General features: G+C 58.9%; 25 protein-coding genes. 11 read left to right on the forward strand and 14 right to left on the reverse strand.

Features of this window, described 5'->3' with window-relative positions:
- Positions 1-137 precede the first annotated feature (137 nt).
- Both QO002_RS17320 and QO002_RS17325 read right to left on the reverse strand, forming a co-directional pair.
- Positions 138-479 (reverse strand): DMT family transporter, encoded by a 342-nt coding sequence (locus tag QO002_RS17320; protein ID WP_307231898.1) that lies wholly within the window; start codon positions 477-479, stop codon positions 138-140.
- A 13-nt stretch (positions 480-492) separates the two neighbouring features.
- Positions 493-1068 (reverse strand): TetR/AcrR family transcriptional regulator, encoded by a 576-nt coding sequence (locus QO002_RS17325; protein ID WP_307233474.1) that lies wholly within the window; start codon positions 1066-1068, stop codon positions 493-495.
- 192 nt (positions 1069-1260) lie between these two features.
- Here QO002_RS17325 and QO002_RS17330 point away from each other — a divergent pair, with 192 nt between their 5' ends.
- On the forward strand, positions 1261-1659 hold the full coding sequence (locus QO002_RS17330; RefSeq protein WP_307231900.1) for a group II truncated hemoglobin: 399 nt from the start codon (positions 1261-1263) through the stop codon (positions 1657-1659).
- Entirely contained in the window at positions 1659-2027 is a 369-nt protein-coding gene (locus tag QO002_RS17335; protein ID WP_307231902.1) for a DUF423 domain-containing protein, read from the forward strand. Before QO002_RS17330 ends, QO002_RS17335 begins: the two co-directional genes overlap by 1 nt.
- A gap of 32 nt (positions 2028-2059) precedes the next feature.
- Here the strand turns inward: QO002_RS17335 and hmuQ are convergent, their stop codons facing one another.
- The 5 genes from hmuQ to QO002_RS17360 all read right to left on the reverse strand — a co-directional run bounded on the left by hmuQ (position 2060) and on the right by QO002_RS17360 (position 4717).
- Positions 2060-2374: a heme-degrading protein HmuQ gene (hmuQ, locus tag QO002_RS17340; RefSeq protein ID WP_307231904.1), complete on the reverse strand. Its 315-nt coding sequence runs from the start codon at positions 2372-2374 to the stop codon at positions 2060-2062.
- 35 nt (positions 2375-2409) lie between these two features.
- A complete protein-coding gene (locus tag QO002_RS17345; protein WP_307231906.1) occupies positions 2410-2691 on the reverse strand; it encodes a hypothetical protein in 282 nt (93 codons plus the stop codon).
- A 35-nt stretch (positions 2692-2726) separates the two neighbouring features.
- Positions 2727-3140 carry a DUF2325 domain-containing protein gene (locus tag QO002_RS17350; RefSeq protein WP_307231908.1) on the reverse strand — a complete coding sequence of 138 codons (414 nt, stop codon included), beginning with the start codon at positions 3138-3140 and terminating at the stop codon, positions 2727-2729.
- A gap of 196 nt (positions 3141-3336) precedes the next feature.
- Positions 3337-4272: an energy transducer TonB family protein gene (locus QO002_RS17355; protein WP_307231910.1), complete on the reverse strand. Its 936-nt coding sequence runs from the start codon at positions 4270-4272 to the stop codon at positions 3337-3339.
- 25 nt (positions 4273-4297) lie between these two features.
- Complete coding sequence (locus QO002_RS17360) at positions 4298-4717, reverse strand: hypothetical protein (protein ID WP_307233476.1); 420 nt, start codon at positions 4715-4717, stop codon at positions 4298-4300.
- A gap of 293 nt (positions 4718-5010) precedes the next feature.
- Between QO002_RS17360 and hemP the strand changes: the two genes are divergently transcribed.
- From hemP to QO002_RS17395, 7 genes are all read left to right on the forward strand, one after another.
- A complete protein-coding gene (gene hemP, locus QO002_RS17365) occupies positions 5011-5124 on the forward strand; it encodes a hemin uptake protein HemP (protein ID WP_307233479.1) in 114 nt (37 codons plus the stop codon).
- 6 nt (positions 5125-5130) lie between these two features.
- Positions 5131-6186, forward strand: a complete 1056-nt coding sequence (locus QO002_RS17370; protein WP_307231912.1) for a hemin-degrading factor — start codon at positions 5131-5133, stop codon at positions 6184-6186.
- An 11-nt stretch (positions 6187-6197) separates the two neighbouring features.
- A complete protein-coding gene (locus QO002_RS17375) occupies positions 6198-7148 on the forward strand; it encodes a heme/hemin ABC transporter substrate-binding protein (protein ID WP_307231914.1) in 951 nt (316 codons plus the stop codon).
- Positions 7135-8253, forward strand: a complete 1119-nt coding sequence (locus QO002_RS17380) for a FecCD family ABC transporter permease (protein WP_370878512.1) — start codon at positions 7135-7137, stop codon at positions 8251-8253. Before QO002_RS17375 ends, QO002_RS17380 begins: the two co-directional genes overlap by 14 nt.
- Positions 8254-8262: 9 nt before the next feature.
- Positions 8263-9051, forward strand: a complete 789-nt coding sequence (locus QO002_RS17385) for a heme ABC transporter ATP-binding protein (RefSeq protein ID WP_307231916.1) — start codon at positions 8263-8265, stop codon at positions 9049-9051.
- Positions 9052-9153: 102 nt separating this feature from the next.
- On the forward strand, positions 9154-9510 hold the full coding sequence (locus QO002_RS17390) for a hypothetical protein (RefSeq protein ID WP_307231918.1): 357 nt from the start codon (positions 9154-9156) through the stop codon (positions 9508-9510).
- Positions 9511-9696: 186 nt separating this feature from the next.
- Positions 9697-10125 carry a hypothetical protein gene (locus QO002_RS17395; RefSeq protein WP_307231920.1) on the forward strand — a complete coding sequence of 143 codons (429 nt, stop codon included), beginning with the start codon at positions 9697-9699 and terminating at the stop codon, positions 10123-10125.
- 31 nt (positions 10126-10156) lie between these two features.
- Here QO002_RS17395 and QO002_RS17400 read toward each other — a convergent pair whose 3' ends face one another.
- The 3 genes from QO002_RS17400 to QO002_RS17410 all read right to left on the reverse strand — a co-directional run bounded on the left by QO002_RS17400 (position 10157) and on the right by QO002_RS17410 (position 12613).
- Positions 10157-11659: a sensor histidine kinase gene (locus QO002_RS17400; RefSeq protein ID WP_307231922.1), complete on the reverse strand. Its 1503-nt coding sequence runs from the start codon at positions 11657-11659 to the stop codon at positions 10157-10159.
- 196 nt (positions 11660-11855) lie between these two features.
- Positions 11856-12422, reverse strand: a complete 567-nt coding sequence (locus QO002_RS17405; RefSeq protein WP_307231924.1) for an RNA polymerase sigma factor — start codon at positions 12420-12422, stop codon at positions 11856-11858.
- Positions 12419-12613, reverse strand: coding sequence for a NepR family anti-sigma factor (locus QO002_RS17410; RefSeq protein ID WP_307233483.1), 195 nt, complete (start codon positions 12611-12613; stop codon positions 12419-12421). The genes QO002_RS17405 and QO002_RS17410 overlap by 4 nt, the downstream gene beginning before the upstream one ends.
- A 144-nt stretch (positions 12614-12757) precedes the next feature.
- Between QO002_RS17410 and QO002_RS17415 the strand changes: the two genes are divergently transcribed.
- Positions 12758-13552, forward strand: coding sequence for a response regulator (locus QO002_RS17415; protein ID WP_307231927.1), 795 nt, complete (start codon positions 12758-12760; stop codon positions 13550-13552).
- Positions 13553-13639: 87 nt separating this feature from the next.
- The gene (locus QO002_RS17420) at positions 13640-14710 is read left to right on the forward strand and encodes a sensor histidine kinase (protein WP_307231929.1); all 1071 of its coding nucleotides are present in this window, start codon (positions 13640-13642) and stop codon (positions 14708-14710) included.
- A 320-nt stretch (positions 14711-15030) separates the two neighbouring features.
- Here QO002_RS17420 and QO002_RS17425 read toward each other — a convergent pair whose 3' ends face one another.
- The 4 genes from QO002_RS17425 to QO002_RS17440 all read right to left on the reverse strand — a co-directional run bounded on the left by QO002_RS17425 (position 15031) and on the right by QO002_RS17440 (position 19992).
- Positions 15031-16611 carry an FGGY-family carbohydrate kinase gene (locus QO002_RS17425; protein ID WP_307231931.1) on the reverse strand — a complete coding sequence of 527 codons (1581 nt, stop codon included), beginning with the start codon at positions 16609-16611 and terminating at the stop codon, positions 15031-15033.
- On the reverse strand, positions 16611-17303 hold the full coding sequence (locus tag QO002_RS17430) for an HAD family hydrolase (protein ID WP_307231933.1): 693 nt from the start codon (positions 17301-17303) through the stop codon (positions 16611-16613). The genes QO002_RS17425 and QO002_RS17430 overlap by 1 nt, the downstream gene beginning before the upstream one ends.
- A gap of 75 nt (positions 17304-17378) precedes the next feature.
- Positions 17379-18863 (reverse strand): mannitol dehydrogenase family protein, encoded by a 1485-nt coding sequence (locus QO002_RS17435; RefSeq protein WP_307231935.1) that lies wholly within the window; start codon positions 18861-18863, stop codon positions 17379-17381.
- Positions 18864-18990: 127 nt separating this feature from the next.
- Positions 18991-19992, reverse strand: coding sequence for an ABC transporter ATP-binding protein (locus QO002_RS17440; protein WP_307231937.1), 1002 nt, complete (start codon positions 19990-19992; stop codon positions 18991-18993).
- Positions 19993-20021 lie beyond the last annotated feature (29 nt).

Genomic DNA, 20021 nt, shown 5'->3' on the forward strand with positions numbered 1-20021 from the left:
GTCATCAATTCACCACCCTCGATCGGGTAGTTTCAAAAAATTGAAACCGCTTTCAAATTTTAGCGATAAGACGTCGCCCGGATTTTTGCAAGCAGAAACAGGCTTGAAAAGGCAACACCGAAGCGGACCGCTCTCCCTCAGTGGACGGAGGATTTGGAAAGAAGATTGAGGACGAGCACGCCGGCAATAATCAACCCCAGCCCAACCATGGCAGCGAGATCGAGTTTCTGGCCGAAGACGAAATAGCCAACGAGCGAGATCAGAACGATGCCGAGTCCGCTCCAGATCGCATAGGCGATGCCCACAGGTATGCTCTTCAGCGTGTAGGACAGACAGAAAAAGGCAATGGCATAACAGACGACCATCGTCACCGTCGGAACGACACGGGTGAAGTGCTGGGCCGCCTGCATCGCCGATGTACCAAGCACTTCAAACAGGATCGCGACCACCAGCACGAGATACAGCATAGGAAGGCTCATGGGTGCTCGCAATCTATTGGAAGGAAAGAGTTTTCAGGTTGGAAAACAGCGCCATCCGCTCTTCCTCACCGATATCGTGGCTGTGAAGAATATCGGCAAGCCACAGCCCGTCTGCTGCCATCCGCACAAGGAGGCAATTGGTTGACGAGTCCGTACCCACAAACTCATCGGCCCGATCACCAACCCACTGGCGCCAGCGATCACGCAAGACTGGTTCCGCCAGCAGAGCGATGGTCAGGACACGCCAGCCTTGTGCTTCTTCATGGCCTTGCCCTGTTTCATCGCCCAGCGGAAAGACGACAGATAAATAGGCCCGACTGAAACGCCCATGAGCGACCGGGTCGTTGCGCACTTCCTCATCGATCGCATGATCGAATTTTGACGTGAGATCCTCAAAAAGGCCATCGAGCAGCGCCATCTTGCTAGGGAAATGGTGCAGCAACCCTCCCTTGCTGACGCCGGCTGCCTGGGACACCGCATCCAGAGTTACGCTGGCAACCCCGTTTTCCAGGGAAAGGCGCGCAGCAACTTCCAGCAATTGCTGGCGAACGAGCCGGGGACGCTTCAATCTGTGGTGAGCGAGGGACATAATCGTATAAAGATACCATCTGGACGGTTTGTCAATATGTAAACTTTTGCGTGCGCAAGTCGCGATGAATTGCCGCAACGCCGGCCGCTAGCCTAAATGGAGATTGGTTGCGGCGAATGATCGGAGTAGAGAAAGGCAAGAAACCTGGGCAGCGCTTTCAGTCCCTGCCCGCCCGCCAAGCGAAAAGGCAAGATGACGGAACCGCGCACAGAGACCCTCTACGAAGCAATCGGTGGCGACCAGACGGTGCGTGCGCTCACGCACCGCTTCTACGAATTGATGGACACCCTCCCGGGCGCCGCGCGCTGCCGGGCCATTCACCCTACCGATCTCAGCGGCAGCGAGGAAAAGTTCTATGAATATCTGACCGGCTACCTTGGCGGTCCGCCGCTTTATACGGACAAACGCGGCCACCCCATGCTGAGGCGCCGCCATTTCGTCGCCGAAATCGGACCGGAAGAGCGCGATGAGTGGCTGATGTGCTTCAATCTGGCGATTGAGGAGACCGTTGCCCACCCGCAGTTGCGCGCGATCATTCTCGAGCCGATCACGCGGCTTGCGCACCACATGCAGAACAAGGAAGAGAATTGATGGCCGCAAGGGATTTTCGCCGCGTGCTGCCCTTCATTGCGGGGATGATGGGCGCAGCCGGCGTTGCAGCCGCTGCCGCCGCGTCGCATGGCGCCGATCCGCGGCTGCTTGGCGGCGCCTCCGCCATGTGCCTTGCCCATGCCCCGGCGCTTATCGCCTTGGCGGCAGCGTGGGAAAAACTGCGGCTTGCTGCTACCTCCGCGCTCCTGCTGTCACTTGGCACGGCACTGTTTGCAGCCGACCTGACGATGCGCCATTTCGCCGGGCACGGCCTCTTTCCGATGTCGGCTCCCACAGGCGGAACACTGATGATGATCGGCTGGCTGACGCTCGCAGTCGGCGCGCTCCTTCCTCAGAAGGCAGGCTGAACCACCCCGACCACCAATGCCCGATCGAAGGATCAGGCGCCTTCGACGACCGAAAAACCTTCGAACTTCGGCGGACCGAGATACATCGCCCGATTGTCTGCGGCGCTCTTGTGGGCAGCGCGAAAATTCTCGGACTTGGTCCACGCCGCGAAGGCGTCGCGATCTTTCCAGGTAGAGTTCGAAACAAAGAGCGTATAGCCCTCGTCCGCAAAGCTTTCGCCGCGCAGAAGGCGAAATTCGATGAACCCCGGCACCTCGGCAAGGCTGGAATCGCGGTTCTTCCAGACGGCCTCGAAGGCTTCCTCGTGCCCGATCGCTATCCTGAAGCGATTCATCGCAAAATACATCGTCAACTCCACAAATCGAAAGCCAACGTTTTGAGTCAGCCCTGCTTCCTGCGCAATCCGTCACGCTTGGCGGCGGAACTCGGAAACAGCAGAATTTTCCCGCCCAAAGCATGCGCAAGTGTTGAAATCGCATGGGGAGAACGACGAGGCAAGCGCACAAGATCAACCGGAAATGGCGTAATATTTGCAGCCGCAAGCTCATGCGTCGAATGCTGGCTCAGCAATTCATAGAGCTCGGGCACCATGCCGTCGCCGATCTGGTCGGCAAGCTTGTGCAGGCCGATCATGGTCATCTGATCGGGACGATCATTGTTCATTTCATAGACTCCAATGATTCTCGGCAAGGCGCGGCTCAGTTGGCGCGCTTTTCGCTCATTTCCTGCAGCGCTCGCTCAAAGCTGGATTTGCTGCCATTGCGCAGCGGAACAAAGGCTTTGCCCCACTTCTTGCAGCCCGTCTTGACGCGCAGACATGCGTCATGGCTGATGCAGTCGATCGGGCAGAAAACGCAGTCTACGGAGGGAAGCACGTTGTCGATGCGCGAAACGGCTTCGCGCAGGCCGCCGTCATGGTGGATCAATTCGGCGCCGAAGGAAGTGACGATCTGGCGCAGATGCGCGACCTGACAATCACGGCCACCGACATAGAGGAAGCTGCGCCCCTCAAGAGTAGGCTTGGAAGAATCTGCCGCGACAGCGGGTGCAGCTTGCCGGCCGGTGTCGCGCTGCTTTTCCTTGCCGCGCTGCTGTCGACGCTTGTCACCCATGTGCAACTCCCGATCTGTCGTGGCGGCAAATGCCGCTCGTTTCGTTGAGCGCGACCCTAGTAAACTTGATAAAAATAGTAAAGTATAAACATGACTTATCATATTTTTTGAGAATTTCTTTCGAACAAAAAACGCCGCTTCCTGCGTGACAGAGAGCAGCGATAATGCATTCGATACAGCGGGTTAGTTTGTGGCGTCAACGCCCGAAAGCCAAGGGAATTGTAAACGTCCAACTGCTCTTGCCGGCGCCATCCGGAATTTTAGGGAAGGGAGCAGCCCGCTGAACAGCCTCGATAGCCGCCTGGTCCAGAATCGGGAAGCCTGCACTTTTAGCGATACTCACCCCCGTTAAGGAACCGCCGGAAGACACGGTGAAGCGCACCTGCGCGGTGCCTCTGAGCCCTTCGCGCTTGGCGGAATTCGGATAACGGAAAGCCCGGTTCAGCTTGGAACGAATTTTGCCGGGATAGTTGGAGGCCGCAGCATTGCCGGCCTGCTGGTTCATGTTGCCCTTCTTGCCGCTGGACGTACTGGCCTTGGCATCAGCCGCGCCGTCGGCCTGCCCTTTCTGTGTTGAGACAACGTTCTGCCCGGCATCGCCCGCCTTCTGCTTTACCGGCTTCTTGCGCTCCACCTTCTTCTTCGGCTTTTCTTCCGGAGGCTTTTCCTTGGGTTTTTCAATCTCTTCAGGCACAGGCTGGATTTCGGGTTTTTCCTCGGGGATTACCGTCTCGACCGGGCTTACCGTCGCCGTCACTTCGGCGTCGGCAACAATCATCGGCGGAATGTCTTCCGCCGGAAGCACCACGTCGGCCTCGACCGGCTGAACATCCGTCGCCGTTTCTGACGGGATTTCTGTCTCCACTGGCCGGATCTCTTCGACCTGTGCCGTTTCCTCGACGGGCTGAACCTCTTCCGGCGGCGTTTCCAGCGGATCGATCGGCTGCTCGGTGGGATTGCCCGCCTGCAGGGTCTCCTCGAAGGCGTTGCCGAGCAAAGTGACTTCCATCGCCTCGCCGCCAGCCACCTGCGCGGTCACCTCTTCATTTTCAGGCTGGAACAGTGCTGCAGCTCCCGCATGCGCAAGCAACGACAGACCGACGGCGACCGTCCATTTCATCAATGTCTTCATGACAGATACCGATGCGCTAGCTGCATCAGCCCTTCAGTTCCACGGAAGCCTTCGAGCCGGCCGCAAGACCCTTCATGCAGGCGCCCTTGCCAACGCCCTGCCCGGTGCAAACGGGTGCGTCATTGATCAGCATGCTTTTGACCGCCTCGCATTTGGTACCGGGCAGGTCGAATTGACGCACCTTGACCTTGCCTGCGGGCAGATCGCGAAAATCGAGAACGGCCATGCGCTCCACCAGGCCCTTCTCGTCGAAGAGGACGAATTCGAAGGATGCCTTGTCCAGAGACTGCTCGAAACCGTTCGTCGCGAGGAAGGTCAGCTTGCAGCCCTTTTCAGATGGCGTGAGTTCATTGAGTTCGATGGCAAGCTTGCCCGCTGCGTCCTGAGCAAGGACTTGGCTCGGCAGGGCCGCCGTCGCCAGTATGGCAAGAGAGAGTGCGCGCATCGTCGTGATCATGTTGCCCATTCCTAAAAACTGGCCTGGAGTGGCGGATTTCCATGATTTCCAGGGCATCCAAGAGGCACCTTTTCAAGCCGCACCGGAAATAACTTGACCCGCAAAATCATATATTGCGTCCATAATAAAAGGTGAGTATGGAAGTCAAGATACGAACGCAAGGAATGACCGAAAATCGGCGAAAAACGCCTCCCGGAACGTTCCGTCAGGACCCACAGACTTTGACATCGAATGAACCAGAAAAAGTGATTGTGCCCGTGCAGACCGACACGAAGCCCCGCATGATCGATAGCCACGATCTCTTTCGTGGCAAAACCGAAATCCAGATCGCCCATGACGGCGCGATCTACCGCATGAAAATCACCCGTCAGGGCAAACTTATTTTGAACAAGTAGGCGATCATGACCACCAGCACCCGTCCGACCCCAGTCGAAATCCGCGCCTACCGCGCAGAAAACAGCAAGATGCGCGAGCGCGATATCGCCGCCCAGCTTGGCGTTTCGGAAGCAGCGCTCGTTGCTGCCGAATGTGGGCTGACCGCCATCCGCATCGACGGCAGCGCCAATCGCTTTCTGGAGCGCGCGCCGGAGCTTGGGACAGTCATGGCCCTTACCCGCAACGAAAGCGCCGTGCATGAAAAGATCGGCCCATTCGAAAAGGCGTCCACCGGCCCGCAGGCATCGATCGTTCTTGGCAGCGAGATCGATCTGCGTGTTTTCCCGCGTGCCTGGGCCTATGGCTTTGCCGTGGCCAAGACGGATGGTGAAAACATTCGCCACAGCCTGCAGTTCTTCGACAAGCAGGGCGTTGCCGTCCACAAGGTTCATCTGCGGCCGGAATCCAATCTCGGCGCCTACCATGCAATCGTTGCCGATTTCCGCCTCGATGACCAATCGCAGGAATTCGTCGAAAAGATAGCCACATCGGTGGCGGAAACCGAAGATACCACGCTCGATGTCGCAGAACTCCGCGATCGTTGGAGCAAGATGACGGACACGCACCAGTTCCACGGCCTGCTCCGCAACCTGAAGGTCGGCCGCCGGCAGGCGCTGCATTCCGTTGGTGAAGAGTATGCCTGGCTGCTCGCTCCGTCTGCCGTTGAGCAGATGATGCGCGACAGTGCCGCAGCCGGTCTGCCGATCATGTGCTTCGTCGGCAATCACGGCATGATCCAGATCCATTCCGGCCCGATCGAAACCATCCAGCAGATGGGGCCTTGGATCAACATCTTCGACCCGACCTTCCATCTTCACCTGCGTGCCGATCACCTTGCCGAGGTATGGGCCGTGCGCAAGCCGACCGCTGATGGCCATGTCACTTCGCTTGAAGCGCTGGATGCCAAAGGGGAAATGGTCATCCAGTTCTTCGGCAAGCGCAAGGAAGGCTTTGCCGAACGCCCGGAATGGCGCGCCATCATGGAAGGCCTGCAGAAGCTCGACACCACGGCTGCGGCCTGAGAGGAAACGTCATGAGCAAGCTTCTCGATCTGCGCAGGCTCCGTTCCTGGGAAAAGGCACTGGCCATCTTCGCGGTGGCCGCTCCCTTCGTCCTGCCCGCAATCTCGCCGGAGGCACCGGTCTTCGTACGCAACGCCGTTGCCGAAGACATGCAGGCAGTCGACACCGCGCGTCTGGTTTCGATCGGCGGCGCCATCACCGAGATCATCTACGCGCTCGGTGAGGAAAAGCGCCTCGTGGGCCGTGACAGCACCAGCATGTATCCTGAAGCAGTCCTCAAAATCCCTGATGTCGGCTACATGCGGCAGCTTTCGCCGGAAGGGGTGATCGCGACCAACCCGACCGCGATCATCTCCATCAAGGGCAGCGGCCCACCGGAAGCGCTTGCCGTTATCAAGCAGTCAAATATCGCGTTCGAAACCGTCCCCGAGATATTCGACAGCCAGGGCATCCTGAACAAGATCAAGAGCGTCGGCAATTTTCTCGGTGTACCCGAGAAAGCGGCTGTCCTGAGTGCCACCGTCAAGGCCGATCTCGATGCGGCTGTGGCCGACGCCGAAAAGCGGCCGGACGCGGAGCGCAAGCGTGTTCTCTTCATCCTCAGCACCCAGGGCGGCAAGATCATGGCTTCGGGCAGCGGTACCGCCGCCGACGGCATCATCCGTCTATCCGGCGCCGTCAATGCGACCGGCACCTATGCTGGCTACAAGCCCCTGACGGATGAGGCCATCATCGAAGCCAAGCCCGACGTTATCCTGATGATGACGCGCGGCGGCAGCCACGGCGCTGGTGACGACGAGCTTCTGGCGCATCCGGCCCTCAGCCTGACACCTGCCGCAAAAGACAAGGCCGTGATCCGCATGGATGGACTTCACCTGCTTGGCTTCGGCCCCCGCACGGCCAGCGCCGTGCGCGAGCTTAATGCCGCAATCTACGGAAAAAAGCCGAATGCCTCCCAGTAATATGGCTATTGAAAATGGCCATGGCGCCCCGACGCGCATGAAGGAAGACTGGCGTGCCGGCGACCGCTCCCAAGCAGCGCGGTTGTTGATCGCAGTCCTGATCGTACTGGCCATCGCTACTTTCCTGGCTTCAATCATGACCGGTGCCGCCGACGCATCGCTTGGCAACCTGTTTCGCTGGCTGACGGGAACCGAGACGGCAGAACAGGCGCTCAGCATCCGTGACCGCATCATCATTCTCGACATCCGCTTGCCGCGCGCTGTACTTGGCATGCTGGTCGGCGCCGCACTTGCGGTCTCCGGCACGGTCATGCAGGGCCTGTTTCGCAATCCGCTGGCCGATCCCGGTCTCGTCGGCGTATCTTCCGGCGCAAGCCTGGGAGCGGTCTTGATCATCGTGCTCGGCAGCGCCTTCTTCGGCCCGGTCTTCGCTGTCTTCGGCTTCTATGCCTTGCCCGTCGCTGCCTTCTTCGGCGGCCTAGCCACGACCTTATTGCTCTACCGGATCGCGACCCGCAGCGGCCAGACATCCGTTGCGACGATGCTCCTGGCAGGCATCGCCATCGCCGCACTTGCGGGCGCCGTCACCGGCGTCCTGATCTTCGTTGCCGACGACCAGCAGCTCCGCGACCTGACCTTCTGGGGCCTTGGTTCGCTTGCTGGTGCCAGCTGGACGAAAATTCTGGCGGCGGGACCAATCATTCTTTTGTCACTGGCCGTCGTTCCCTTCCTCTCGCGGGGTCTCAACGCCCTGACATTGGGCGAGGCAGCCGCGTTCCACATGGGTGTCCCCGTTCAGCGATTGAAGAACGTCGCCATCGTCAGCGTCGCTGCCGCCACCGGAGCTTCGGTCGCCGTCAGTGGTGGCATCGGCTTCGTCGGCATCGTCGTGCCGCATGTGCTGCGCCTCGTCATCGGGCCGGACCACCGTTTCCTGCTGCCGGCTTCGGCGCTTCTCGGCGGCACGCTGCTGATTTTCGCAGACATGATCGCCCGCACCATCGTACCGCCTGCCGAGCTGCCGATCGGCATCATCACAGCCTTTGCCGGCGCCCCCTTCTTCCTGTGGATCCTGCTGCGCGGGCGCTCTCACATGGGGCTTTGAGGACGAACAATGATCAAGGCCAGCAACGTTTCCGTCCGACTTTCGGGCGCCCAAGTGCTTCACGGTATCGATCTCGAAGCATCGGCGGGCAAGCTCACAGCCATCGTCGGACCGAACGGCTCCGGCAAGACCACGACCATGCGCGCCCTCGCCGGGGAAGCCCGCTACGAAGGCTCCGTCAGCATCAACGGATACAACCTTGCCACACTGAAACCATGGGAATTGGCGCTGAAGCGCGCAGTCCTGCCGCAAGCCACCGTCATCTCCTTTCCCTTCACCGTACGCGAGATCGTGCGCATGGGACTTTCTGTCGGCGTGGCTACCCAATCCGACGAGATTGACCGCATTTCCCGCGAAGCGCTTGAGGCTGTCGATCTGTCCGGCTTTGCCGGTCGCTTCTACCAGGAGCTTTCAGGCGGCGAACAGCAACGCGTGCAGCTTGCCCGCGCACTCTGCCAGATCTGGGATCCATTGCAGAACGGCGAACCCGCCTTCCTGCTGCTCGACGAGCCGGTTTCCAGCCTCGACATCCGACACCAGCTGACGATCATGCGGCTGGCGCGCGATTTCTGCCGTCGCGGCGGCGGCGTCATTGCGATCATGCACGACCTCAACCTGACGGCGATGTTCGCTGACCACATGGTGATGATGCGCAGCGGACGGGTCCACGCGGCAGGCCGCCCGGCAGAGGTCATGACCGATGACGTCATGGAAAACGTCTTTGGTTGCCCGATGCGGGTCAATGCCATACCAACCGACGCAGTACCCTTCGTTCTGCCCCACACTGCCGGTGCCTGACCAGAATCCGGGGAACAAAACCCCTTTCGAGACGTTTCGACACGAACCCCCGGCTTATCTGCCTGGGGAAAGCCGAACCCGCGGCACGAAAGGAGTCTTCCCATGGCCACTGGCCTGTTTTCAAGTTCCGCCAAGAAGCGCAACGGCGCCTTCCTCAATTCCGTCGATGACCAGCTGAGTGAAATCCGCGACGATATCGCGACGTTGAGCAATCTTTTATCGAAACGCGGCGCACAGGCATCCAAGGATGTCCGCACGAAAGCCGGCGATATTCGCGGCCATGCGGAAACCGGCCTTGACGACCTGCGCGAACAGGGCGAGCTGCTTCTCTCCGAACTCCGCGACCGCTATGCCGTGGCAGAGCGTCAGGTTCGACAGGGCGTTCGCGAGCATCCTGTTGCGACGATCGGGGCAGCCGCAGCCGTCGGCGTTCTTCTTGCCATCATGCTTCGTCGCTGATCGATCAGACAAATCGACAATGCAACGGATCGCCTGAAATCGGGCGATCCAACACCTTGATTTCCTGCATCATCTTTTGCTGTGAGCGATTCCGGGCTATGACGACGCTCATAGGCTTGAAGACTGATGCCGAACCACGTGTAACGGTACCCCTTGTCCGCGGGCCGCGCAATCTGGAGATGAAGTATGGGCTCTTTGGGGGCACTCCTCTCGACGCTGATCATGACCGACGTCGGCGCGACCGTTTCCCGCTACAAGCGCAACGGTATCTATTGGCTGATTGCCGGTTTTCTTTTCCTCAATGCCTATATTTTTGCAGTGATCGCCGGCGCCCTGTATCTCGCGACCCTCTATCCGCCTGTGGTGGCAGCGGCCCTGGTGGCGGGCGCGTTCGTCATTCTCGGCATTATCGTGCTTTGTATTCTTGCCTATGTGCGCGCCCGCGACCGCCGCATCCTTCTGGAAAACCGCCGTCAATCCCAGCTTCAGACTGGCCTCATCGCCGCAACCGCACTTTCGCTGGTTCGTCAGCAGCCGCTGCTTGCCGCCGGCGTCGCCGTGGCGCTAGGCGCATTTCTAGGTCTCACCCGCAAGAAAAGCGGCAGCGAAGACTGATCTTTTTTGGGATTGAAATTTCTGTTGCTGGCTAAAGCGGCAGGCGCACCAGCGCAGTGACGCCTGCCGGCAGGTATTGGACTTCAACAGAGCTTCCCATCACCTTGTCCAGGCTGCGTTCGATCAGGATCGAACCGAAACCCTTGCGATCAGGTTCGGCCACCGGCGGCCCACCGACTTCCGTCCATATCATACGCAGCACCTGCATGCCGTCTTCATCGACCTTGCGGGCGGTAATAATGACCGTGCCCTCAGCGCGCGTCAGCGCCCCATATTTCGCGGCGTTGGTCGCCAATTCGTGTAATACCAGCCCCAGCCCGACAGCCTGATCGGGGCCAAGCAGTATCTCGTCCTTGTGGATCTCGACCTGACGATCGTAATCGCGAACGTGGGGCGCAAGCTGCTTGTGTAGAAGCGCCGAGAGCCGGATGGCGCCCCATTCATGATCCGACAACAATCCGTGGGCCTCGGAAATCGCCTGCAGGCGACCGGCAAATGCGGTCATGAATTGCTTTGGGTCGCTGGTGGTGCGCAGTGTCTGGCGGGCGAGCGACTGAAGCATGGCCAGCGTGTTCTTCACCCGGTGATTGAGTTCCCTCAGGAGAAGCCGGGTTCGCTGGTTGGAAGTCTGTTCCTCGGTGACATCGACATTGATGCCGAGGAATACGCTCGGCCGGCCGGCAGAATCCCGTTCATGCACCCGGCCCCGGCCCAAAAGCCACCGCCCGCCCTTGGTGACCCGAAACAGCCCATCATATTCCTCGCCATTGGCCATTGCCGTGCGAAGCCTTGAAAGTGCTGCCAGCCTGTCATCGGGATGGATAGCCGCGAAAATATCCTTTGCCTGAATGGTAACCGAAGGCTCCATGCCGAACATCCGTGTCATGGCGTGGTTGCATGACACTTCACCCGTTCGAATATTCCACAGCCAGCTCCCGATATTGGCCGCATCCAGCGCCATTTCGTGACGCTGCTCTTCGCGGGATATCTCCGCTTCCTTGAGCGCACGCTGGCGGCTCTCGTGCTTCAGACGTAGAAGTGCAGAAGCCATTTCGGACAATCGGTGCAACTGAGTGAGCCAGGTCGGATCGACCTGTTCGCGGGGCTGGACATCGAAGACGCAGACCGTGCCGACAGCCTGGCCCTCGATAAGGATAGGCACGCCCGCGTAAAAACGAAGAAATGGCTCCGCCGCTACAAAGGGTTGCGACATGAACCGAGGGTCTTTCGTGGCATCGAGCACCACGAGTTCTCCGCGCTCCGCCTCGTCGATCACATGAGCGCAAAAGGACGATCGCGCCGGAGCGCTGGTCTGATCGACGCCAACAGCCGACTTGAACCATTGATCACGAATGTCCAGCAGCGTCACGAGAGCGACGGGTGCCTGAAAAACTGTTGCAGCCATGGCTGTCAACGCATCGAAATCAGAATCCGGCTCGGTCATGTCGGGGACGAAATTTCGCAAAGCTTCCAGCCGTGGAAGCGAAGCGAGAGCGGGGTAATCCTCCGCCGGCAATATCGTCGACTCCGTCATCAAAATTTCAAACCCCAAGCCCCGATCCGTTTGCGATCGGGGACCAATTTATTCCCACTCAGACATCTTCCCGGACCGGACATCCTGTTCTGCCTTATTGTCACCGATGGCGCAACGCTGCCGGGGAGCAGTTGGCCACAAACACGGAAAACGGCGCGGCAGTGGAACTGCCGCGCCGTGTCGGTCTTTGAAGAGATCAGGATACGAACGCGCGTGACGTCATGGGGGCGGACGTCGCATCAGGTCCATACTCACCTTCACCGGAAATCTGCAGTATATCCTGAAGACGCTGGCGCGCGCGGTTGACGCGGCTCTTGATCGTGCCAAGCGCGCATCCGCAAATTTCCGCAGCTTCTTCATAGGAAAACCCGGAAGCGCCGACAAGAATGATGGCTTCCCGCTGATCGGGCGGCAGCATATCGAGCGCCCGCTTGAAGTCCTGCAGGTCAAGCGATCCGTATTGAGCGGGATGCTGGGCAAGCGACTCGGTGAAGTAACCGTCGCTATCCTGCACCTCACGCCCGCGCTTGCGCATCTGGCTGTAAAGCTCGTTGCGAAGGATGGTGAATAGCCATGCCTTCATATTGGTGCCCATCTCGAAATGGTCCTGTTTGGCCCAGGCCTTCATGATGGTGTCCTGCACGAGATCGTCGGCCCGGTCGTGCCGCCCGATCAAAGACATCGCAAATGCGCGCAGGCTGGGCAAAGCCGCCAGCATTTCCCGTTTGAAACCCGACTCTTCAGCGTTCACGCGTTCGCTCATTCTGCCACATCCGGAAGGGTTTGCCGCTCAACTGCGTCGAGTTTTTCGAGCAGGTCCAAAAATTTATCTGGAATGGCCTCTTCCTGTACGGAAATATAGAGCGCGCGCAGCTTGGCTGCAATTTGCGCATTCGGATCTTCTGCGCGCGTAAATTTATCAACCTCGCGCACCGCCCCAACTCTCTCGATCATAAACTCACATAACCTTCGATGTTCATCTGAGCCGGTAATGCGCGATGAAAAAATATGTTCCATCGCGGGAACCTTTTTTTTTACGGCACGTTTTGGAGCCATGCTGGCGAACAGAACCCAAGCCAGATTGAGGGAGTATTTTGTATGTCACTTTCTACCCGGATCGCTCCGTTCCTGCCTTACCTGCGCCGTTACTCGAGAGCATTGACGGGATCCCAGACCTCCGGTGACGCCTACGTCGCTGCCGTTCTCGAAGCGTTGATCGCGGATGTTTCCATTTTTCCGAATGCGAGCAATGACAGAGTGGCCCTGTTCCAGCTTTATACGAAGCTGTTCGGTTCATCTTCGGTGATGATCCCCGAACCGGTCTCGCCCTTTGCATGGGAAAAACGCGCGTCGATCAATCTGGCATCGGTCTCGCCCATGGCACGCCAGGCGTTCCTTCTGGTTTCCGTCGAAGGTTTCCGCACGAGCGAGACGGCAGAAGTCCTGAGTTCATCGGAAGAAGCCGTCAACAAACTGCTTGAACGCGCGTCGGAAGAAATCTCGCGTCAGGTCGCAACCGACATCATGATCATCGAAGATGAACCCCTGATCGCGATCGATATCGAACAGATGGTCGAGAGCCTCGGTCATCGGGTAACCGGAATTGCGCGCACGCGCGACGAGGCTGTTGCCCTGTTCCGGACGACACAACCTTCCATGGTTCTCGCAGACATTCAGTTGGCCGATGGCAGCTCCGGCATTGATGCGGTCAACGAAATTCTACAGAGCGCGGCAATCCCGGTGATCTTCATCACCGCGTTCCCGGAAAGACTGCTGACGGGCGAACGGCCGGAACCCACCTTCCTCGTCACCAAGCCTTTCAACCCGGATATGGTCAAGGCGCTGATAAGCCAGGCGCTCTTCTTCAACGAGTCGACCAAGGCAGCCGCCTGACGCGGCAGGAAATCCAGGAACCGGCCTTGCGGGCGAAGATATTCGCCCGCAGCCCTTTTTGACGAAGCGTTGCGACACGACGCAGAAATGGCAGTGACTGCGCCCGCCAGCAAGAGCGACGCATATGATGAAGGGCGACCCGAAGTGGCCATCGACGGCAAAACACGCCCTCCAGACGCTAGTGACCTTATCCGAGCGCATCTCACAAAGCTGGTTCTGGAGAAAACTGGCGTTGGTTATCTCTTCCAATCTCCCGACCTTGAGCTTCTACACGTCGGTCCCCTTCCCCAAGGCCTGTCGACATCCGGAGGAAATGATCCCGATGCGGAGATGTTCGGTGAGGAGCATGGCAAGAGGCTGATCGAAGCCAAGCGTTTGGCACTCAACGGAAGCGGAGGGCAGTCGCTGGAGCTGGACATCACCAATCCCAGCGGACAGCGCATATACCGCATAGACATCGAAAGGATTGAGAGCCACCAAGGTGGTGTCCTGTCGGTCATCACCGACATATCGGAAAGCCATCGCCGAGAACGCGTCCTGCGCACGCTTCTGCGCGAATTGAGCCACCGCTCGAAAAATTTGCTCGCCATCATTCAAGGCGTCGCCACGCAGACAGCGCGTCAGGCCTTGTCGCTCGACTGTTTCCTCGTGACGTTTCGAGGACGTATCCAGTCGCTTGCCTCGTCTCAGGATCTGGTAACCGATTCCAGCTGGCGCGGCGTGTTTCTGTTTACGCTCGTCGAAAAGCAGCTTCAGGGTTATTGGCCAGACCCGGAAATGCCCGCAGCCATTACGGGCATCGACGCGTATCTGTCCCCCAACGCGGCCCTGCATATCGGCCTCGCCTTGCATGAGCTCGTGGTCAACTCAGCGTCGCACGGCGCGCTTGCCGTCGGGGTCACGTCTCTCACGATCAATTGCTTCGAAACCATCCACGAAGGCGGCAAGGCTGTCGAGATCAACTGGATCGAGCACCTCCCGCCCTCCATTGTCACGGAGGAAGTGGACGAACGCCCGTTCGGACGCACAGTGCTGGAACGTGTTGTTCCCTCGGCCGTGGACGGCAAGGCCTATTATCTCACGAGCCCCGATCAGATCGAATACCGACTGATCGTGCCCGCCCGCGAATACGAGATCATCACCCGGCTGGAAGAGTGAGCCGACAAGCATTTCAGGATGATGCTGAAGTGATTGGTCCTCTAGATTCTTTTGTTTGCGTTTGTCTTTTCGGGAAAACCGGTTTCCACTTTTCCGTGACAAACTCTAAAAAGATAACAGCCAGCGCCGGGGGAAGGCACTGGCTGATATCGACAACTCACCGAGGGGGCATGTGAGCTGATGCCGGATCTCGTTGGGGGCGTTCGCATTGGGGGCGATGCGAACCGTATCCGGACATCCCGTAAACGGCCTTCGAGAAAAAAGGTTCCGGAGATTTCAGAAAAATTTTCAATTTTTTTTGAAGGTGATCGACGCAGGTTTCAGAGCGCCTCAAGTTCCGCCCGGTGTCGGTAAAGGCTCAGGAATTTCCTGTAGTCACGATCGTAGGCGTCACGCGTTGCCGGATCGGGCCGATGCTCCTGGCCACCGGGATACATCGCCTGCCCGGCCCCCGCGAGATCCGGATAAAGCCCGCCAGCCACGGCTGCCACGATCGCAGTACCAAGCAAAACCGCATCATTGGCATGTGGTATGACCACACGGCATCGTGTGACATCGCAATAGAGTTCCATCAGAAGCGGATTGCGCACATGACCGCCGGTGACATGAAGCGTATCGAGATCGTAGCCCGCCTCCCGCATCATATCGAGGATGTGGCGGATACCGAGCGCGATGGCAACGCAGGTGCGCCAATAGAGCCGGCAAAGCGCATCAAACGAGCTGTCGAGCGTCAGTCCACTGATGACGCCAAGAGCATGGGGGTCGGCGAGCGGCGAACGGTTTCCGTGGAAATCCGGCAACACATGCAGTCGCCCGGCAAAATCAGGTCCATGTTCGGAGCGTAACTCCTGAATACGCAAAACGATGCGAGCGTGAACGTCGGGGGTCGGATCTCCTCCCGCACTATGGCTGCGGACTACATGATCGAGCAGAGCGCCCGTGGCGGACTGCCCACCTTCGACCAACCACGCCCCTGCAAAGCCGGCTTCGAAATACGGCCCCCACAAACCAAAACCCGGTTTCATCGTCTGGGAAAAGGCAACAATGCAGCTCGACGTTCCGGCAATCAGCGCCAGTTGCCGCTCCAGCTTGCTGCTATCATCAGCAAAACCACCCAACACGCCGATCGCGCCGGCATAGGCATCAATCAGGCCGGTCGCAACGCGGCATTCCTCGTCCAGACCCAGTTCCATCGCGGCTGCAGCAGTGAGCGTGCCAACGGATTGGCCGACAGGCGTCGTTTCATGGGGCAAGCCGCCACGTTCGAGCAGGTCATCGAGGCCGATTTCGCCAAGAAAATCGGTGCTCCAACCCTCTTCCTTGTGCGCCAGATAATTCCATTTTGCCGTTAGCGTGCAGCGCGACCGCGCCGGATTGCCCGTTGCCCTCCAGGACATGAAATCGGCAAGATCGAAGAAGTAACCCGTCTTTTTCCATTGCACGGGCAAATTCTGCTTCAGCCACATCAGCTTGGGCATTTCCATTTCCGGCGACATGACCCGGCCGGTATGGGCCAGAACCGGATGGTTGGTCGCGGTGCAGGCATCCGCTTGCTCCAGCGCGCGATGATCGAGCCAGACGATGGTATCCCACCTGGGATCACCCTTGCGATTGACGGATAGTGGCGCGCCGTCCCGGTCGCGGACAACCAGGGAGCAGGTCGCATCGAAGCCGATCGCAGCGATCGAAGACGCGGGAACGTCCGCCTTGGCGCGCGCAGTCTTTACGGCAATGCAGGTCGCCTGCCAGATGTTTTCGGAATCGTGTTCGGCGTGGTTTTCCTCTGGCCGGTTCATCGCGATCGGATAATCCGCCCGGGCCAGCAGCCTGCCATGCCTGTCAAAAATTCCCGCGCGGGCGCTGCCGGTCCCGACATCGACAGCAACGAGCAGATCGCGCATTAAGCAGTGTTCCCATCCCTTTGTTCTTTTCGAACAAAATGGATCAAATCGCTCATCTCGTCAAACAACACGTCCGGCGAAAGCTGTCGCAAAGAGGTCAGATGACGCTCGGTTTTGGCATGGGATGCACCGGTAAATGCGAAGACCCGCATGCCAGCCGCCTTGGCTGCCTGAATACCGGCGGGGCTGTCTTCGATAACAATGCACTCGGCGGGAGCAACGCCCATCTGCGATGCCGCATGGAGGAAAAGGTCGGGCGCCGGCTTGCCGTGCTCAACCATGCTCGCGCTGAAAATATACGGCTCCAGCTTGTCGATCAGGCCGGTGATGGTGAGCGACAGGCGGATGCGCTCCGGCTGACTGGAAGAGGCTACACAGCGCGCGAGGTCCAGATCATCAAGGGCCGCCGCGATGCCAGGCACCGGCTGCAGTTCCGCCCGAAAACGGCGATAGAGGTCCAGCCGCATTTCCTCCAGGAAACGATCATCAACGGCCAGGCCATATTCATCATGCAGGATCGACGACATGGTCTTTAGGCTTTTGCCGAGAAAGAGCTCAGTCGCCTCTTCTGCATCCATCTCCACGCCGGCATTGCCCAGGACACCGATCAATACCTCGATCGACAACGGTTCGCTATCGACCAGAACACCGTCGCAATCAAAGATCACCAGCTTTGGAGAAAGGCCGGCCATCAAAAACTCCCGCGCGTAACGGCAATCCGGCCGAAAGCGGCCACGAGGTTACGCGAGGGGAAAGCCACCATGTCGTCAATCTCCAAGATGTCCGTCGAGATAGAGCTGCAGGGTTGCCCGCGTGCCCTTGCTCCAGAGCGTTTGCAGCGCATGTGCAAAACGCCTCCGGAACAGATCGGATTTCGCAACTTCGCCGAAGATATCCGAAAGCGCAAGGAAGGCATCGGGATTATCCTTGGCTTTCAGTGCCGCCTCGCGAAGCCGGTCGGCGCTGGCGTCATTGAACGTGATCGGCTTGCCGCTATCTGTCGTGCCTTCGAAGTAACGGCACCAGAGCGCCGAAACCAGCGACAGGCCAACGACATCCTCGCCACGCTTCAGCCGGTCGGCGGTCGAGGGCAGGATAAATTTCGGCTGCCGGTTGGAGCCATCCTGCGCAAGCCGCGGGATGGTGTCGCCGATCTTCGGGTTGAGCAGCCGCTTTTCCACGAGCTTGAAATAGTCGTGCAGGTTTGTGTTCGGCACCGGCGGCACGATCGGGATGATTTCGTCGTGCTCCAGCTTGTCGAGGAAGGCCTGGATGATCGGCTCTTCCATGGCGTCATGGACGAAATGAATATCCAGAAGCGCTGCCGGATAGGCAATCGCCGCATGGCCGCCGTTCAGGATGCGGATTTTCATGTGTTCGTAGGGCGCGACATCCGGCACGAACTGGACGCCGACATCCTCAAGTGCGGGACGTCCCGCCGTGAATTTGTCTTCGAGCACCCACTGCTTGAATTCCTCGCAGAACACCGGCCAATTATCGTCGATGGCATAGTCGGAGGCCGCAATGCCGATTTCGCGCGGGCCGGTTGCCGGCGTGATGCGGTCAACCATGGCATTCGGGAAGGCGACATTGGCATCGATCCACTCGGCCAGAGACGCATCGGAGAGGCGCGCAAGACCGGAGACGGCGGCATGGGTGACTTCACCATTGCCCGGAATATTATCACAGGACATGACGGTGAAGGGTGGAATACCGCGCTCCTTGCGCAGCTTCAGGCCGGCGATGATCAAGCCGAAGACAGTCTTCGGCGCATCAGGGTTCTCGGCATCTGCAACGATCGCAGGATGGTTCGGGTTGAAGAGGCCTGAGGCCGGATCGATGAAATAGCCGCCTTCGGTAATCGTCAGCGAGACGATGCGGATCGCCGGATCGGCAAGCCGCGCAGTCGTGGCTTGCGGATTGCCGGGGCTGAGATAGCCGATCATCGGTCCGGTAACACGCGCGGCACTCTTGTTGTTATCCTGCTCGACCACCGTGGTCAGGTAGTCCTGCTCGGCAAGCTTGGAGCGCATCGTCTCGTCGGAGGGCAGCACGCCCGCACCGATGATCGCCCAGTCATGGCCACGGCCGGTGTTGAAGAGGTCGTCAAGATAGATGGCCTGGTGTGCGCGGTGAAAGTTGCCGACCCCGAAATGAATGATGCCGGCCTTCAGATCAGACCGCTCATAGGCGGGAACGGCGGCTGTCGCCCTGATGGCATCGAGATTGGCGAGCGAAAGTTTCGTGGTCATTTCTTCTTCCTTTCGACGAGCGTCAACTCGTCCAGTTGCCGCCGCGACCGTTGTACTTTCGTGGATGCAACTCTCCGCGAAAGTACGCCAGATCCGGTGATGACAGCGTTTTTCCCTTGAAGACGCTTCATCGAATTGCCAGTCCCTTTTCATCGAACCGGTGAATGCGCCCTTCCTCGGGCGTGAGATAAACCACATCGCCATGGCTCGCGCCGAAATCACCGGCGACGCGGGCGGTCACCTGGCCGATGCCCTCGACCTTGATGTGCAGGAAGGTATCGGCCCCCAGATGTTCCGCGACGCTGACCATGCCCTTCCAGGAACCACTTTCCTTGGAAAGTCGTAGATGCTCGGGCCGGATACCGATCGTGTGAGCACCATAGGGTTGCGAGGTCGCACCCGATGCGAAGTTCATGCGCGGCGAGCCGATAAAGCCGGCGACGAACAGGTTATTGGGCCGGTGGTAGAGATCGAGCGGCGAACCGACCTGCTCGATATTGCCGGCATTCAAGACGACGATCTTGTCGGCCATGGTCATGGCTTCCACCTGATCGTGGGTGACGTAGATCATCGTCGTCTTCAGCTGGTTGTGAAGTTCTGATATTTCGAGCCGCATCGTTCCGCGCAAGGCGGCATCGAGGTTAGACAGCGGCTCGTCGAAAAGAAAAGCGGATGGTTCACGTACGATCGCACGGCCGATGGCGACACGTTGACGCTGACCACCCGAAAGCTGTCCCGGACGGCGTTCGAGATAATTGGTGAGATTGAGGACGCGGGCTGCATCCTCGACCTTTCTGTCGATAAGGCTCTTGTCGAGTTTTGCCATCTTCAAGGGAAAGGCGATGTTGTTGCGCACCGTCATGTGCGGATAAAGCGCATAGGACTGGAAGACCATGGCGAGGCCGCGCTTAGCCGGCGCTGCGTCCGTTACATCCTTGCCGTCGATCTCGATCTTGCCGCTTGATGCGTCCTCGAGGCCGGCAATGATGCGCAGAAGGGTGGACTTGCCACAGCCCGAGGGTCCGACGAAAACGACGAATTCACCATCTTCGATGGTAAGGTTGATACCCGGAATGACCGTCGTGGCGCCGAAGGTCTTGTTGACGTTATTGAGGGTTATATTGCCCATGTTTCGCTCCCGCTCGTCTTGTTCTGTTT

It is taken from the genome of Pararhizobium capsulatum DSM 1112, assembly GCF_030814475.1.
Lineage (GTDB): Bacteria > Pseudomonadota > Alphaproteobacteria > Rhizobiales > Rhizobiaceae > Pararhizobium > Pararhizobium capsulatum.